Raw genomic sequence first — 14,229 nt, forward strand, 5'->3', positions numbered from 1 at the left:
GAACCTCCGTTTGGCGATGGCGCGCGAAGCTCGCGCGCCGCCCTGCTCAACGTGAATCACCGGTGCATCAGGAGTAACGCAGTCCCCATTCGTTATAGGCGATGTTGCCCCACTGGCGTTTGTCCTTCACCGAGGAGGCATCGACGATAAACGGCTGGATCACGAGACTCGGGCCGGTCTCCGATTTGGTGATCTGCGCTTTCTCCCAAAAGTACTGGCTGTTCTGATACGGCCCGAGCGGCACCGGCTGGCCCTTCAGCGAATACTTGTCGAGCATGTCGACGGTGATCTGCGCGTAGGCGATCGGGTCTTGCGAAACCACCGCATCCATGTAGCCGTCCGCGATCCATTGCAGCGCGGCCGGCTCGCCGTCGATATTCACGAAGATCACGTGTCCCTGCTCGCCGACCTTCTTCCACTTGCCCTTTTGCTGCAAGGCCGTGACGATGCCGCGCGCGGGCGAATCGCTCGGCGCGTGGACGGCGTCGAGATCGGGATACTCGGAGAGTGTCGAGAGCGTGACGGACAACATGTTCTTCAGAAGCCCTTCGGTCGGACGGCTGATGAGCTTGACGTCCGGATACTTCTTCATCGTCTCCTCGAAGCCTTCCTTGCGCAGCCGCCACGCCACCGATTGCAGCGCGCCGTAGCAGTTGAGCACCGAGCCCTTTGCCGACCCGTGCTTCTTCTTGAGCAGACCGACAATGGCTTCCGCCGCCATGATGCCGCCCTGATGATTGTCGAAGTCCACCGTCACCGCGACATCGCCGCCGAGCGCGGGGGTATCGATAATGCCGACGGGGATCTTCTTCATGTTGTACTTCTTGATGACGCTGACGATAGCCTGGCTGTCGATCGGGTCCGCGATGATCGCCGACGGGTTCTTCAACATCAGGCTGTTCCACTGTTCGAGCTGCGTCGTGTTGCTGAAGTTGGCGTTGACGGCCTGAAACGTCCAGCCCTTCGCTTCGACGGCGCGCTTCACCGCTTCCTGCTGCGTGGCGAAGAAGTAGTAATCCAGACTCTTGTTGCTATAAGGAACGAACACTTTCTGCTGGGCGAAAGCCTTGCCCGAGACCGACGAAAGCGCGACCGAACCGGCCGTGGCGGCAAGTCCCGCCAGGAACTTTCTACGCGATGCGACTTCCAGTGCTTCTTCCATAGTTGTTGTCTCCTCAACACCGATATGGCAGCGACATTCGCCACGGGACTTGCGCCTTGGGTCAGGTAGTAAATTTCTTTTTGACCGTAGTAATACAAACAAAATATACAAAACGCTGTAGGCGGGCGACAAGATAGGGTTTACTAGCTGACGCGCTGCAATACTATATACAGCGTGCCTTCCGGCGAATTTTTAGCGCAAATAAAGTGTCCGTTGCAAACGTAGCGTTACTATTTTTTGACATGATGTCGAGCGAACGGACTACGGCAACCCTTCATTTCGCCGACGAAGGCATCAGGGCGCGCGAAAGCTGAAGCTGGTAGAGATAAGACCAGCACGCTTGCTCACTCAAGGAGACACCACATGAACGACGCCACGCGTTATCGCGTGAATCCGGACGCCTTGCGCGCGTTCGTCGCCGAGGTTTATAGAAGCGTGGGCGCGAACACCGAGGACGCGCACGTCGCCGCCGATGCAATGGTGCAGGCCGACCTCTGGGGTCATCAGTCGCATGGGGTGTTGCGGCTCGGCTGGTACTACGCGCGGTTGCGTTCGGGCGCCATGAAGGCGTCGACCAGCCTGAGTTTTCCCGTCGATGCAGGCGCCGTCGCGGTCATGGACGGCGGCGACAGCATAGGTCCGGTGGTGGGACGCGCGGCGACGCTCGACGCAATCCGCCGCGCGAAGGCGCATGGCATCGGCGCGGTATCGGTGCGCAACTCTAATCACTTCGGCACGTGCATGTATTTCACGCGGATGGCGGCGAAAGACGGCTGCATCATGCTGTGCATGACCAACGGCGGCCCGAACATGGCGCCGTGGGGCGGGCTCAAGAAGATGATCGGTACCAATCCGTGGTCCGTGGCCGCGCCCGCCGGACGTTATGAACCGATGGTGATGGACGTGGCGAACTCGGGCGTCGCGCGCGGTAAGATCTTTCTCGCGCAGATGCGTCACGAACCGATTCCACTCGGCTGGGCCGTGGATTCACGCGGCCGCCCGACCACCGACCCTGTGGAAGGCCTCAAAGGGTTCATCCTGCCGATGGCAGAGCACAAAGGGTATGCCATCGGCACGATGGTCGACGTGCTTTCCGGCGTCCTCTCGGGCAGCGGGTGTCTGACGGACGTGCACGGTCCGTACGATCCGGTGAATCGCAGCCGCGCGGGGCATCTGATGATCGCGCTGAATGTGGCCGCATTTCAGCCGCTCGACGAGTTCAATGCGCGTATGGAGCGCTATGTGGAAGCGCTCAAGGCCGCGCCGCTCGCCGAGGGTGTCGACGAAGTGTTCTATCCGGGCGAGAAAGAAACGCGCGCCCAGCAGACTCAACTCGAAGAAGGATTGTGGCTGCCCGCCGATACCATCGCCGGGCTGGACGCGGTCGCCGCCGAAGCCAACGTGAAGGTCGTGGCGCGCGACTGACCGCGTGAGACGCGTCGTTCAGGCAAACGTCGCTTCGTTCTGGCGAGCGGCGCGCGGCAGCATCCGGTCGAATTCACGCTTGACGATGCCGTAGCATTCGCACGCGCGCTCTTCCAGACCAGCGCGGTCGAGCACCTTGATGCAGCCGCGGCTGTGATGGATCAGACCCGCGTCGTGCAGCTTGCCTGCGGCTTCCGTCACGCCTTCGCGACGCACGCCGAGCATGTCCGCGATCATTTGCTGCGTCACCCGCAGTTGATCCGACGGGGTGCGGTCCGTTTGAATCAGGAGCCAGCGGCACAGTTGCTTCGAGAGCGAATGGTGACGATTGCAAGCGGCCGTTTGCGCGACTTGCGTCAGCAGGGCTTGCATATACAGCAGCATCACACGGCGCAGAAAGTCCGACTTGCCGAAGTGTTCACGCAATGCGCCCGCGCTCATGCGATACGCAAAACCCGCGCATTGCACTTGAACGCGCGTCGGCATGGTGTCGCCGCCCGTGAGCACCGGAACACCCGTCATGCCTTCGCGGCCCACTGCAGCCACTTCCACCGAGCCGCCGTCTTCCATCGTATGCAGAAGCGAGACGATAGCCGTGGTCGGGAAGTACACGTGGTGAATGCGTTGTCCGGAATCGCAAAGCAACTGCTCCGTGCGCAACTGGACGAGTTCCAGATGGGGAGCGAGAGCCTGCCATTCCTGAGTCGGAAGTGCGGCCAGCAGATGGTTGCCATGCAGATCGGATTGAAGGGTCAACATTTTTTATTCGCTTTATAAGAGCGCTTTCGCGCCGTACTTTTATCTGGTCCGCTCGCAGGTTTCGTGAGCGCATCTGGTGGCGTACATCGAAACATGTGGGGCCAGCCCCGTGAGCCTTGCATCGCCGCTTCGTGCCGTCACCGGCTACAGTGATGTTCGTGCTTTGTCGTACATAAGCGAGAGACGTGCCAGGAAGTGTCCGATCTATGTCCGATAAGGCATAGACGGCGATGCACGGAAGATGCACGGCCAGCGGCCCAGCGCGCGATGCATTTTTGATTCAATTCTGAACATTTGCTGAGGGGGCGCAAATGGCGGGGCACTACCGGCGGAAACCGCTTTCGTCTGTGGGATGCCTTGCCGGGCTTAGGTTTCCGGCGCGTTTCACCTTATCAAACGTAGATTGCGCGCGATGCAAACGTGCCTGGAAGCACGCGTCAGCGGGAACGGCCAAAAATGTTGCAAACCTGTTCATTCCGCGAAGGCGCGAGTCGCGGAGCACGAGCAAGAATGCGGCCAGTAGCCCGGTGAGGCGCGCTCGGCGCGACTTCGACCGTTTGCCTGGCGAGTTATGAACGATGCCAGGCGGCCCGCAAGCGAAATTGCTGAAAGTGTTGCATCGCGCACAAGAGCGCTGCGGCTCTTCGGGGATATCGGCAAAAAGTGTTCAAGACTGAACCACTTTTGGAGAGAGCAAGGTTCTGTCGAAGCGCGAAGGTCCAATCGGCATCGCGCGTCCATTGCTCACTCCACCAGTTCGCCTTCGAGAACCGATGCCAGAATCATCGCGTAGGCGTTGCGTGGCGCGGTGCGCCGACTCGGCCGATACACCGCGTCGCCGATCAATACCGGCTGGCCGCTCATTGCGCAGACGCCGGTGGTGCGTGCATGCGAGACGCGCCACATCTGATCGCCATAACAGCAGTGCGTGGAATCGCGCCACGCGATGATCGCCGTCGTCGACGAAGGACGTTCGATCAGGCTGATAGACAACCCGCGCTTTTCCAGCAGATCGCTTTTGGTCAGACGCTCGGGCGGCTTCTTCAAGATGCTGCTCAAACTCGCGTCTTCTGTCTTCACGCCCAGCATGAAAATGGTCCGTGCCCACGGGTCCATGATCTTCGCGCTTGCCTGCATGGTCTGACTCCTCAAAAATGGATGAACCTGCTCGTTTAAGAATTTGCAAATGGCGTATGAAACGTCAGACCAGAGCGCGCGTCTTCACGCGCCCGCTGATGACGTGGCGCTGACCGTTCGCTTGAATGCCGAGGTGTGACGAGGCTGAAAACGAATACCGCACGAAAGCGCGATATCGATGATGTGCTGCGATAAGAAGAGCAGTTCTCGCGCCTGTTCGATGCACCGCACCGAATGACGTGTGCGCTTCGCGATGCGGTGACGCGCATCGCCGCTGCCTGAAGTTTCCTGGAAGAGAATCATGGCGAATCCGTTCGTTTCCTTGAGGCTTGCCGGCTCGGTCGGAAGACCGGAACCCATGCATCAAAGTTAATCAAACGGACCCGCTGCGACTAGCCGTACCTTGGGTTGCCGGCGTCGCTGAAAGGTTTGGACAACCTATATCAAGGTTTAGTGTGGTTGATGCTCAGGTGCGCTGCACGCGCGACGGCGTGGTCGCGGACGCGGATGGCTTCACGCCGAGCGCTTCGGCCTTGAGCACGAAGTCGGCGAGCGAGCGCGACTCCATCTTCTTCATCGCCGCACCGCGATGAATCTTCACCGTGATCTCGCTCAGGTTCATCTCGGCGGCGATCTGCTTGTTCATCAGGCCACTCGCGACGAATGCCATCACCTCGCGCTCACGCGGCGTAAGGCGAGCGTAGCATCGGCGCAAGTCCGCCACGGAACGGTCTTCGTTGCGCCGCACTTCGTCTTTCGAGAGCGCGTTCGCCACGGCGTCGAGCATGTCCTGATCGCGGAACGGCTTGGCGAGAAAGTCGATGGCGCCGCCTTTCATCGCCTTCACCGACATGGCGATATCGCCGTGCGCCGTGATGAAGATGATCGGCACGGAAAGGTCGCCCGCCGCAATCTGCTCCTGCACGGCAAGCCCGCTCTGCCCTTTGAGGCGCACGTCGAGAATGAGGCAGCTCGGAACGTCCGGCATGTCGAAGGCCATGAACTCCTGCGCGGACGCGAACGCCTGCACCTGCAGGCCGACCGAGCGCAGCAGCATGGTGAGCGCGGTGCGCATGGAGTCGTCGTCGTCAACCACGTAGGCGATCGACTGGCTCGCGCCTTCCTCAGTTTCGTGGCTCACTGCATGTCTCCTCTTCGAGCGGCAAGACGAACTGCATCGACGCGCCCTGACCTTCCTGCGATTCGGCCCAGATGCGGCCGCCGTGTGCCTCGACGATGGATCGGCAGATCGACAGCCCCATGCCCATGCCATCTTTCTTGGTGGTGAAGAACGGGTTGAAGAGCGAGCCCGCATCTTTCTCGCTGATGCCAATGCCCGAATCTTCGACCGAAAGCTGCGCGTGACGCTCGTCCGCGAGCCGGGTGGCGACGCGCATGACGCGTTTGCGTCCGCTCACGCCGGACATGGCCTGCACGCCGTTCATCAGCAGATTGATGACGACTTGCTGAAGCTGCACGCGGTCGCCGCAAACCACTGGCGCGGGCTCGGCAAACGTAGCGGAAAGCTCGACGCGCTGGCTTTGCAATTCGCGCCGCACGAGTTCGACCGATTCTCTCACGATCATATTCAGATCGACCAGCGCGGGTTGCGGATCGCGCTTTTGCGCCATGGAACGAATCTGACGAATGATGTCCGTCGCGCGCTTGGCGTCGCTCGTCATCTGACTGATCGACTGGACCGCCTCGTGCACATTCGGCGGCTGACGGTTGAGCCAGCGCAACGCGGCGTCGCCCGCGGTTACGATGGCGGCGAGCGGCTGCGTGACTTCGTGCGCAATCGACGCGGCCATCTCACCGAGCGTCGTCACGCGCGTGACATGCGCGAGTTCCGAGCGCGAGCGGTCGAGCGCCTGTTCCGCGCGCTTGCGTTCCTCGATGTCGGTGTTCACGCCATACCAGCGCACGAGATTGCCTTCGGAATCGCGCAGCGGCGCGGCACCGATGTGCATCCAGCGAAACACGCCGTCGCCGCGCCGGATGCGCGCCGTCACTTCAAAGCCGCTGCTGGTGGCGAGCGCCTCGCGCCACGCGGCTTGCAACGCGGCGAAGTCTTCCGCATGCACGATCTCCTGCCAGATGTCGTGACCGTCGTCCGCGAGCTTCACGCCGTACTCGTTCCAGCGGCGGTTGAGATAAATGAGGCGGCCATCGTTCGATGAACTCCACACCATGCCGGGAATGGCGTCGATGGTCGCGCGCAGTTCGTTCTTCTGGCGCAACAGCTCGCCTTCCATGCGCTTGGCGTCGGTGATGTCGTTGTTCGTCGCGAGAATGGCGAGCGGCTTGCCCCATTTGTCGCGCGAAAGCGTCCAGCGGCTCGACACGACCACCGTCTCGCCGCTCTTCTTCACGCGCTTGAGTTCGCCTTGCCAGCTTCCACGCGTAAGCGTTTCGCGGCGAATGTCGTCGACGGGCATGGCCGCATCCGTCTGCGTGAGTCCGTGAATGGGCTGGCCGATAGCCTGCTCGGAAGTCCATCCGTACAGCCGTTCCGCGCCCTGATTCCAGAACGTGATGCGGTCGTCCATGTCGTACACGACCACCGCGTCGTGCGTGAGATTGAGCAGTTCGACCTGCTTGCGCAAGGTGGCGGTGCTCGTCTGATTGCGCAGCGCGAGAAACGACACGGTCAGAATGGCGATGAGACTCACACCGCAACGCGCGATGGAACTGCCAGGGTCCTGCGCGTTGTGCGAGAGCATGAAGCCGAGCACCGTCGCCGCGACGCAGGCCCACGCGACTGCAATCGTGACAGGCCGCGATGCGACCGAAGCCACGAGCAGTACCACTACGACATACAGCACGGCAATGGCGATATCGAGCGGCGTGAATGCGTCGATGAGAAACACCGCGAGGCCGACTACCGTGGCCATCGCCTTGAGGGTGGTGGGATTGCCGAGGAAAGACTGCTCGGCTGCCTGATCGAGCTTCATCGCGGCCTCATTGCGGAAAGCGGCCGCTCATTCATGCCCGATGGCCCGAGTAACGGACTGCCCAGATTCACATTGCGCGGATCTTTCATAGGACGAGAGAGCCTGAGCCCGGAAAGCGGGCCACTTCAAGGATGAGCGCCAGCGCCGCTGGCCCGGATGTCGTCGAGACAGTGCATTACCTGTGCGCCGTCGACAGGCTTGCCGAGCACGCACAGCGCGCCAACGTCCAGCGCCTGTTTGCGCATGGCGTCCGAAGCGAACGCGGAGATGAAGATGATAGGTGGCGCGACGCCGCGATCGACGAGTCTGCGGTACATCTCCACGCCCGAGATGCCTGGCATCTGGACATCCGAAATGATACACGCGACATCCGCGATCGAACCCGAATTCAGGAACGCTTCGCCGGAGTCGTAGAGCCGAACCTCCCAGCCAAGCGAGCGAACCAGGCTTGAGGTCGCGATGCGGACGGATTCGTCATCGTCGATGATCGAAACGACTGGGTTATTGAACACGCAACAAAGTCCTCGGGCCTAGTGTGCGGTGGCGGCGATAAACCAGGCGGCGGGCCGTCGACCGTGATGCCATGTTAAGTAAAAGCATCGGACGTGAAAATCATATTTATGTATGAGACGAAGCCGGTCTAATACCTTCGTATGAGCCGTTTAACCCTGCGTCTCATACCGCTTCATACGCGCGGCCTAACCATTCGGCGCAGGCAACGACGCCGTGCCGACTACTCATGCAAAGGTTTAGGCGCGTCATCTCTAACGGCCGCATGAGCGAACGCACGTAGGGATAGGCTCACCGCGCATCCGGACATAAAGTTACTCCAAGGTCGCAGCAACGAAAGCCTCACCGCTCAAGCAGACGACCTCATCGTATGCGAAGCCAGTGAATCGGCTTCCTAAGTAATGCCATCTGTCCATTACGTCATTCGGCTCCACGCGGAAACGCCGAGCCTTTAAAGGAGTATCACCATGAACAAGTTTCTCGTCAGTCTCGCTTTCGCAGTCAGCGCCGTTGCCGCTCCCGCCATGTCGTATGCGCAGTCGAATCAGCCGGTGACGCGCGCCGAAGTGCGCGCCGATCTCGTGCGCCTGGAGAAGGCCGGGTACAAGCCCGCAGTGAACGACGACGCAACCTACCCCGCAGACATCCAGGCAGCCGAAGCCAAGGTCGCGGCGAGCTACGCGGCCACGCACGGCACGAGCGATGTAGGCGGCGTGGCATTGACCGGTGCGTCCGCCAGCGGCTCGAAGGTGTCCGCCGCTTCCAGAAACTGCGTCGGCCCCGCGGACTACTGCGTGCCGTATTTCGGCAGCTAAAGCCAAGCGGTCCGGCGCCGGTCACTGCGGCATGCCGGACCGCACACGCGTACTGAATGCCACTCGGAGTTCCACATGAAAAACCTGTTGCTCTCTGCCGCGATGTTCGCGGTATCCGCCGCTTTTCTCACCTCGGCGCCCGTCATGGCGCAAGGCGAAAAGCCCGTGAAGAACATCGTGCTCGTGCACGGCGCCTGGGTCGACGGTTCCGGCTGGCAGCCGGTCTACGACATTCTCAAGAAGGACGGCTACCACGTCAGTATCGTGCAGGAACCGCTGACTTCGCTCGATGACGACGTCGCCGCCACCAAGCGCGTGCTCGACTTGCAGCACGGACCGACGATCCTCGTCGGACACAGTTATGGCGGTTCGGTGATCACCGAGGCAGGCGAGCATCCGGATGTGGTCGGACTCGTGTACGTGGCCGCGCATGCGCCGAATGTCGGCGAGGACGAAAGCACGCTCGGCAAGGGCAAGCCGAGCTTCACCTCGAAGCAGGCCGGCGCGATCGAGAAGACGAGCGACGGTTATACGTTCCTGAATCCTTCCGCGTTCCCCAAGGATTTTGCCGCCGATCTTTCTTCAAAGGAAGCGACCTTCGAAGCGCATTCGCAAATGCTGACCGCAGCGAAAGTCTTCTCGGAGCCGCTCACGTCCGCTGCGTGGACCACGAAGCCGAGTTGGGGCATCGTCGCGGGCGCGGACAAGATTATCAATCCGGATCTGGAGCGCTGGTACTACGAGCGCGCGCATAGCCACATGACCGTGATTCCGGGCGCGAGCCACTCGGTGTACGAATCGCAGCCGGTTAAGGTGGCCGCAGTGATCGAGGACGCCGCGAAGCACGCGCAATAACCTGCAATAACGCGACCTTGGATAGACGAGACATCGACACTTCAAAGGTGCCGATGTCTTTTGCATGGCGTACGAGCCGCGACTGTGCAGGATTCAGGCGCGGTTTTTCTTCTGCTGTTAAATTAGGGGCCAGCCAAACCACCGATCGAGAGAATCCGATGGCTGAACAACCCGCATCCCCAATACGCCCGCTCATTCTTATCGCTATCGTCGTGGCCGTCGTGGTCGCCGCGTTCGCGTACACCGCCGGCTGGCTGTCGCCTACGCGACTCACGCCTGCGAAGATCGTCAATAGCCTCGCGCCACCGGGCGGACCCGCGCTCGGCTTCAGACGCAACCATGCGAAGGGCGTCTGCTTCACTGGCAACTTCGAGTCGAATGGCGGCGCGGCTTCGCTATCCAAGGCGCAGCTTTTCGCGCCTGGCAATTACCCCGTGACCGGCCGACCTTGCGACGCCCGACCCGAAGACCGCCGATTCATCGGCGCGCGTGCGCGGACTGAGCTTGCGAATCGTCATGCCGGACCACAGCGAGTGGCGCTCCGCGATGATCGACGCGCCCTTCTTCCCCGTCGCCACGCCGGAAGCGTTCTATGAACTGCAGCGCGCATCCGCCCGTAAGGACGATCCCGACGCGATGAAGCAGTTCGCCGCCGCGCATCCGGAGATCGGCGCATTCGGCAAATGGGCGTCGAGCGCGCCGTTCACCGGCTCCTTCGCGGACGATCAGTACAACAGCCTCAATAGCTTCGTCTTCACGGACGCCTCCGGGCAAGACCGCGTCGTGCGCTGGTCGTTCGTGCCGGTGGCCAAGCCCGAGACCTTGACGGGCGATCAGTTGAAGCAGAAAGGCGCGAACTTTCTCGATGCCGACATCACGCAGCGCGTGCAGAGCGGGCCGCAACGCTGGACCATGGTCGTGACGGTGGCCAATCCCGGCGACCCCACGGCGGACCCGAGCAAGGCGTGGCCGGACGATCGCCAGAAGGTCGAAGCGGGCACGCTGGTCGTCACCGCGATCGAGGCCGAGCCGGATGGCCCATGCCGCGATCTGAATTTCGATCCGGTGGTGCTTCCGCCCGGCATGCACGTTTCCGACGATCCGTTCCCTGCCGCGCGTTCGGCTGCCTATTCGGTGTCGTTCAACCGGAGAACCGCCGAGGACAAGGACTATCCGCATCAACCGGCGCAAGGAGCGAATCAATGAGCACGATCCACACACGCTTCTCGCCCCTGCAACGCGCGCTGCACTGGCTCATGGCGATTTGCATTCTGGCAATGCTGTTCATCGGCGTCGGCATGGTGTCCACCGTGCGGCCCGACTATCTCACGCTGGTGTCGATCCACAAGCCGCTCGGCGTGACGATTCTCGTGCTCGCACTGATCCGGCTGGTCGTGCGGCTCGTGCGCGGCGCGCCACCGTTGCCCGCCAATATGCCGGAGCCGATGAAGCTCGCCGCCCACCTCTCGCATCTCGCGTTTTATGCGCTGATGATCGGCTTGCCGCTCATCGGCTATGGCATGTTGTCGGCGGCGGATTATCCGGTCGTGGTGTTCGGCGTGCGATTGCCCTCCATTCTTCCGCATAGCAACTCGCTGCATTCGCTGCTTTGGGACGCGCACAAGTACCTGGCGCTTTGCTTCTTCGCGCTGATCGTCGTGCATCTCGCGGCGGCGCTGTTTCATGCGCTCGTCCGGCGCGACGGCGTGTTTCAGGCAATGGCGCCGTGGAGCGATCGCTGACGCGTACACAGGCGGCGCTTCTGTATGATGGCGGGCCACCATCATTCGAGGATTATCGCCATGAGCGCAGCATCGCAATTCGATCAGGTTTCCGTCATCAAGCGCGCGAACGTTTATTTCGATGGCAAGTGCGTCTCGCATACGGTGCTTTTCGCCGACGGCTCGAAGAAGACGCTTGGCGTGATTCTGCCCGGCACGCTCGACTTCGGCACCGATGCGCCGGAACTGATGGACGTGCAGGCGGGCCAATGCCGTATCCGTCTTCAAGGTAGCGATGAATGGAAGACCTACGGCGCTGGCGAGTCTTTCTCGGTGCCGGGAAAGAGCCGCTTCGATATAGAAGTGGTCGAGACGCTGGATTATGTTTGCAGTTATCTTTGACCTAGTTTAGAGGCTAGGGGCGAAGCGGCTGATCCGGCGTGATTGGCCGTTTTTCTCGGCGCCTGCGGTCAGACAGCACCGATCATCGACCAGACGCTGAAGATGAGAATCGCGAGAGAGACTGCCGACGCTATCCAGCCGGCCATCGCGCTCGTTCCGCCGCGCAGCTTCAGTTGCTCTGCGCGCTCGCCCGGCAGCAACACCTCAGCCTTGATCCGTTCGACTGCTTTCTCGACATGCGCGCGATAAATCAAGTTGCCTGAAAAAGCCCACGCGAACATCAATGCGTAACTCGACACCTCGCCAAGCGAATCGCTCATCAAGCCGAGCAGCAGGTTCAGCAACGTGCCGCCAACGAAGACCGCGACCGCCTGCCAGTACATCTTGCGATACGCAAACCATACGGGACCGCCAAAGAACGCCGCGACATTCCACGTCGGCTTAATGTTTCCATTTTTGTCCTTGGCTGACCACTTGCCCGCGTAATACTCCACGTTCTTTCCGACAAAAGCGGCCATATCCTTATCCAAGCCAGCCGCTGCCGCAGTCGTAACCGTTCCCTTGATGCCTTCGTTGTTATCGAATTCCATGTCTTGCTTTAGTTGCTGTTGCATCTGTCCGCATGGAAGCGGACTCGAATTACCGAATGCGAACGACGTTTAAAAAATCGTTTAATTCGGGCAGCAGACGATACACGCGCGACCTGCACTTGAAAAGTCAGGACGCGCGAGCCTTACAAAAATTTGCGCTTGCTTGTCGCCGTGTTCAGGCGAGCTTCGAAGCCAGACCACTCACTGAAACACCACTGGCACCGGCCTCGTCAGCAAGTCCACGTACAGCTTGAAGAATCGATCATTATCGAACTTCGTGACATACGTGATCTTTTGCGGCGATGCCCCCGCAGCAGGCGTGTCCGGATACACCCGCACATGACCCTGATCCTCGCCGGGCGTCGTGTCGATATCCAGGTATGCGCTCTGCGTCTGCGTCGCGTAAGTTGGATCGCTGAAGTAAGCGATGGTCAGCGTGTCGTAGAGATCCGTGCTCGATGCGAACGCACCCGCATTCACGGTTGCATACGCCTTCGTCACGGCCGTCTGCCCGGTCGGCGGGTTGACGATCTGGTTGTAGATGCTCTCGGTCAACGGCACGGTGTTGGTCACATCGAGCGGAATGACGGTTTGCGGAATCGACGTCTGCAAGAGCGTGCGCACCGCGAGCGGATCGAACCACCAGTTGAGCTCGCCGACTGCATTGGCGTTGCCCGGCACGTTCATCGCGCCGCCCATGTAGACGATCTGCTTGATGAGCGGCACGATCTCCGGCGCCTTCTGCACCGCCGTCGCGAGATTGGTCGGCGGCCCGACTTCGAGAATCGTCACTTCATGTGGATAATGTTTGATCGTGTCGATGAGAAAGTCGGCGGCGGCTTGCGTCTGTAGCTTGGTCGAGGTTGCGAAGCCGTCCGGCGGCGCGGTGAGCTGCGCTTGCGAAGTCGGCTCGGGACGCGACCACGCGCCGAAGTATCCGTTCGGATTCGCGGCCTGCTGCGCGCGGATGCTCGTCACATCGTATTGCAGCGGATAATCCGCGCCGCCGTACACGCCGACCTTGTTCTGCACGCCCATGCGTTCGACGGCCTTCAACGCATCGGCTTCTTCTTGCAGCAACCAGTCGTTGCCCGTCACCACGCACAGGCCGAGCAGATTCACCTTGCCCTGTCCCATCAACTGCGTGGTCATGGCGAAGAGCTGGCCGTCGTCGCCCATGGTGTTGAAGTCGGAGTCGATCACGATCTTCGGCGCGTTCGTGTATGCGTTGTGGTCGTCCGATGAGCCGCCGCAAGCGGCAAGCACCGCGACGACGCAAAGGGAAAGGGTCAAGCCTGCTGCAGTGCAACGTCGCATGATGCTGTCTCCGGATCGTTATATTCGAGTGATCACGTCATCGCGGACGGTGATTCATTCTACGACCGTTTGAGCAGATACGACTACGCTTCGATCGGCGAGCCGTCCTTGCGCACGAACCGGCCATCGGCGTTGGCACTCATCATGTCGATGTCGGAACACGTGGTGAGATCGGGCCACGCGCGCGAGCCGACTTCGAGATACACGGCCATTTCCCGCGACCGGTTGATCATGTGATGCCCGTTGCCCGTGCCTTTAGCGAACGCGGCGCAATCGCCCGCACGCAACATGGTTTCGCCTTCGTCTTCGATCAGCACGAGTTCGCCCTGCAGCACATATACGAACTCGTCCTCGTGCGAATGCCAGTGACGCTGACTCGACCAGCTTCCCGGCGGCAAGTGCATCAAATTCACGCCGAAGTCCGTCAAGCCGCCAGCATCGCCAAGACGCCGACGGATGCGCGCGGCGCATGGTTGATCGTAAGGCGGTGGATAGCCGGAGCCTTGGTGCTCGGGCACATTGGCAAGATCGATTTTCGGCATGATGCGGCTCGTTTTGGAAAGTCGCGGAAAAAGCGCTTGT

At 60.9% G+C, this 14,229-nt stretch carries 15 protein-coding genes and 1 pseudogene; 6 read left to right on the forward strand and 10 right to left on the reverse strand.

Features of this window, described 5'->3' with window-relative positions; all coding sequences use genetic code 11:
• Positions 1–67 precede the first annotated feature (67 nt).
• Positions 68–1,162 carry a sugar ABC transporter substrate-binding protein gene (locus LDZ28_RS28000; RefSeq protein ID WP_244831890.1) on the reverse strand — a complete coding sequence of 365 codons (1,095 nt, stop codon included), beginning with the start codon at positions 1,160–1,162 and terminating at the stop codon, positions 68–70.
• A gap of 363 nt (positions 1,163–1,525) precedes the next feature.
• On the opposite strand from LDZ28_RS28000, the gene LDZ28_RS28005 reads away from it, so the two are divergent.
• Positions 1,526–2,587, forward strand: coding sequence for an Ldh family oxidoreductase (locus LDZ28_RS28005; RefSeq protein WP_244831891.1), 1,062 nt, complete (start codon positions 1,526–1,528; stop codon positions 2,585–2,587).
• Between the two features lie 18 nt (positions 2,588–2,605).
• On the opposite strand, the gene LDZ28_RS28010 is transcribed toward LDZ28_RS28005, so the two are convergent.
• The 6 genes from LDZ28_RS28010 to LDZ28_RS28035 form a co-directional block, all read right to left on the reverse strand.
• Positions 2,606–3,346 carry a Crp/Fnr family transcriptional regulator gene (locus LDZ28_RS28010; protein WP_244831892.1) on the reverse strand — a complete coding sequence of 247 codons (741 nt, stop codon included), beginning with the start codon at positions 3,344–3,346 and terminating at the stop codon, positions 2,606–2,608.
• A gap of 744 nt (positions 3,347–4,090) precedes the next feature.
• The gene (locus LDZ28_RS28015) at positions 4,091–4,483 is read right to left on the reverse strand and encodes a DUF3331 domain-containing protein (protein ID WP_244831893.1); all 393 of its coding nucleotides are present in this window, start codon (positions 4,481–4,483) and stop codon (positions 4,091–4,093) included.
• Between the two features lie 84 nt (positions 4,484–4,567).
• Positions 4,568–4,786, reverse strand: a complete 219-nt coding sequence (locus tag LDZ28_RS28020) for a hypothetical protein (RefSeq protein ID WP_244831894.1) — start codon at positions 4,784–4,786, stop codon at positions 4,568–4,570.
• Between the two features lie 163 nt (positions 4,787–4,949).
• The gene (locus LDZ28_RS28025) at positions 4,950–5,624 is read right to left on the reverse strand and encodes a response regulator (protein WP_310391042.1); all 675 of its coding nucleotides are present in this window, start codon (positions 5,622–5,624) and stop codon (positions 4,950–4,952) included.
• Positions 5,608–7,437, reverse strand: coding sequence for a PAS domain-containing sensor histidine kinase (locus LDZ28_RS28030; protein WP_244831895.1), 1,830 nt, complete (start codon positions 7,435–7,437; stop codon positions 5,608–5,610). Before LDZ28_RS28030 ends, LDZ28_RS28025 begins: the two co-directional genes overlap by 17 nt.
• A gap of 125 nt (positions 7,438–7,562) precedes the next feature.
• The gene (locus LDZ28_RS28035; protein ID WP_244831896.1) at positions 7,563–7,949 is read right to left on the reverse strand and encodes a response regulator transcription factor; all 387 of its coding nucleotides are present in this window, start codon (positions 7,947–7,949) and stop codon (positions 7,563–7,565) included.
• Between the two features lie 465 nt (positions 7,950–8,414).
• Between LDZ28_RS28035 and LDZ28_RS28040 the strand changes: the two genes are divergently transcribed.
• The 5 genes and pseudogenes from LDZ28_RS28040 (at position 8,415) to LDZ28_RS28060 (ending at position 11,740) form a co-directional block, all read left to right on the forward strand.
• Positions 8,415–8,762, forward strand: a complete 348-nt coding sequence (locus LDZ28_RS28040; protein ID WP_244831897.1) for a DUF4148 domain-containing protein — start codon at positions 8,415–8,417, stop codon at positions 8,760–8,762.
• Positions 8,763–8,837: 75 nt separating this feature from the next.
• A complete protein-coding gene (locus tag LDZ28_RS28045; RefSeq protein ID WP_244831898.1) occupies positions 8,838–9,617 on the forward strand; it encodes an alpha/beta hydrolase in 780 nt (259 codons plus the stop codon).
• 158 nt (positions 9,618–9,775) lie between these two features.
• Positions 9,776–10,823, forward strand: a pseudogene (locus tag LDZ28_RS28050) (catalase family peroxidase).
• Positions 10,820–11,359, forward strand: coding sequence for a cytochrome b (locus tag LDZ28_RS28055; RefSeq protein ID WP_244831899.1), 540 nt, complete (start codon positions 10,820–10,822; stop codon positions 11,357–11,359). The pseudogene LDZ28_RS28050 and the gene LDZ28_RS28055 overlap by 4 nt, the downstream one beginning before the upstream one ends.
• Before the next feature lie 60 nt (positions 11,360–11,419).
• Complete coding sequence (locus LDZ28_RS28060) at positions 11,420–11,740, forward strand: pyrimidine/purine nucleoside phosphorylase (RefSeq protein WP_244831900.1); 321 nt, start codon at positions 11,420–11,422, stop codon at positions 11,738–11,740.
• Positions 11,741–11,808: 68 nt separating this feature from the next.
• Here the strand turns inward: LDZ28_RS28060 and LDZ28_RS28065 are convergent, their stop codons facing one another.
• The 3 genes from LDZ28_RS28065 to LDZ28_RS28075 all read right to left on the reverse strand — a co-directional run bounded on the left by LDZ28_RS28065 (position 11,809) and on the right by LDZ28_RS28075 (position 14,189).
• Positions 11,809–12,354, reverse strand: coding sequence for a DUF2628 domain-containing protein (locus LDZ28_RS28065; RefSeq protein ID WP_244831901.1), 546 nt, complete (start codon positions 12,352–12,354; stop codon positions 11,809–11,811).
• Positions 12,355–12,531: 177 nt separating this feature from the next.
• Positions 12,532–13,647 (reverse strand): nucleoside hydrolase, encoded by a 1,116-nt coding sequence (locus LDZ28_RS28070; RefSeq protein ID WP_244831902.1) that lies wholly within the window; start codon positions 13,645–13,647, stop codon positions 12,532–12,534.
• 83 nt (positions 13,648–13,730) lie between these two features.
• Complete coding sequence (locus tag LDZ28_RS28075; RefSeq protein WP_244831903.1) at positions 13,731–14,189, reverse strand: cupin domain-containing protein; 459 nt, start codon at positions 14,187–14,189, stop codon at positions 13,731–13,733.
• Positions 14,190–14,229 lie beyond the last annotated feature (40 nt).

The sequence above is a fragment of the Caballeronia sp. TF1N1 genome (genome assembly GCF_022878925.1).
Classification (GTDB): domain Bacteria; phylum Pseudomonadota; class Gammaproteobacteria; order Burkholderiales; family Burkholderiaceae; genus Caballeronia.

Excerpts from the sequence above, each read along its gene's own strand:
- LDZ28_RS28075 (WP_244831903.1), bottom strand. The coding sequence starts at position 14,189 with ATGCCGAAAATCGATCTTGCCAATGTGCCCGAGCACCAAGGCTCCGGC.
- LDZ28_RS28055 (WP_244831899.1), top strand. The coding sequence starts at position 10,820 with ATGAGCACGATCCACACACGCTTCTCGCCCCTGCAACGCGCGCTGCAC.
- LDZ28_RS28070 (WP_244831902.1), bottom strand. The coding sequence starts at position 13,647 with ATGCGACGTTGCACTGCAGCAGGCTTGACCCTTTCCCTTTGCGTCGTC.
- LDZ28_RS28065 (WP_244831901.1), bottom strand. The coding sequence starts at position 12,354 with ATGCAACAGCAACTAAAGCAAGACATGGAATTCGATAACAACGAAGGC.
- LDZ28_RS28000 (WP_244831890.1), bottom strand. The coding sequence starts at position 1,162 with ATGGAAGAAGCACTGGAAGTCGCATCGCGTAGAAAGTTCCTGGCGGGA.
- LDZ28_RS28045 (WP_244831898.1), top strand. The coding sequence starts at position 8,838 with ATGAAAAACCTGTTGCTCTCTGCCGCGATGTTCGCGGTATCCGCCGCT.
- LDZ28_RS28060 (WP_244831900.1), top strand. The coding sequence starts at position 11,420 with ATGAGCGCAGCATCGCAATTCGATCAGGTTTCCGTCATCAAGCGCGCG.
- LDZ28_RS28010 (WP_244831892.1), bottom strand. The coding sequence starts at position 3,346 with ATGTTGACCCTTCAATCCGATCTGCATGGCAACCATCTGCTGGCCGCA.
- LDZ28_RS28015 (WP_244831893.1), bottom strand. The coding sequence starts at position 4,483 with ATGCAGGCAAGCGCGAAGATCATGGACCCGTGGGCACGGACCATTTTC.
- LDZ28_RS28040 (WP_244831897.1), top strand. The coding sequence starts at position 8,415 with ATGAACAAGTTTCTCGTCAGTCTCGCTTTCGCAGTCAGCGCCGTTGCC.
- LDZ28_RS28030 (WP_244831895.1), bottom strand. The coding sequence starts at position 7,437 with ATGAAGCTCGATCAGGCAGCCGAGCAGTCTTTCCTCGGCAATCCCACC.
- LDZ28_RS28005 (WP_244831891.1), top strand. The coding sequence starts at position 1,526 with ATGAACGACGCCACGCGTTATCGCGTGAATCCGGACGCCTTGCGCGCG.
- LDZ28_RS28020 (WP_244831894.1), bottom strand. The coding sequence starts at position 4,786 with ATGATTCTCTTCCAGGAAACTTCAGGCAGCGGCGATGCGCGTCACCGC.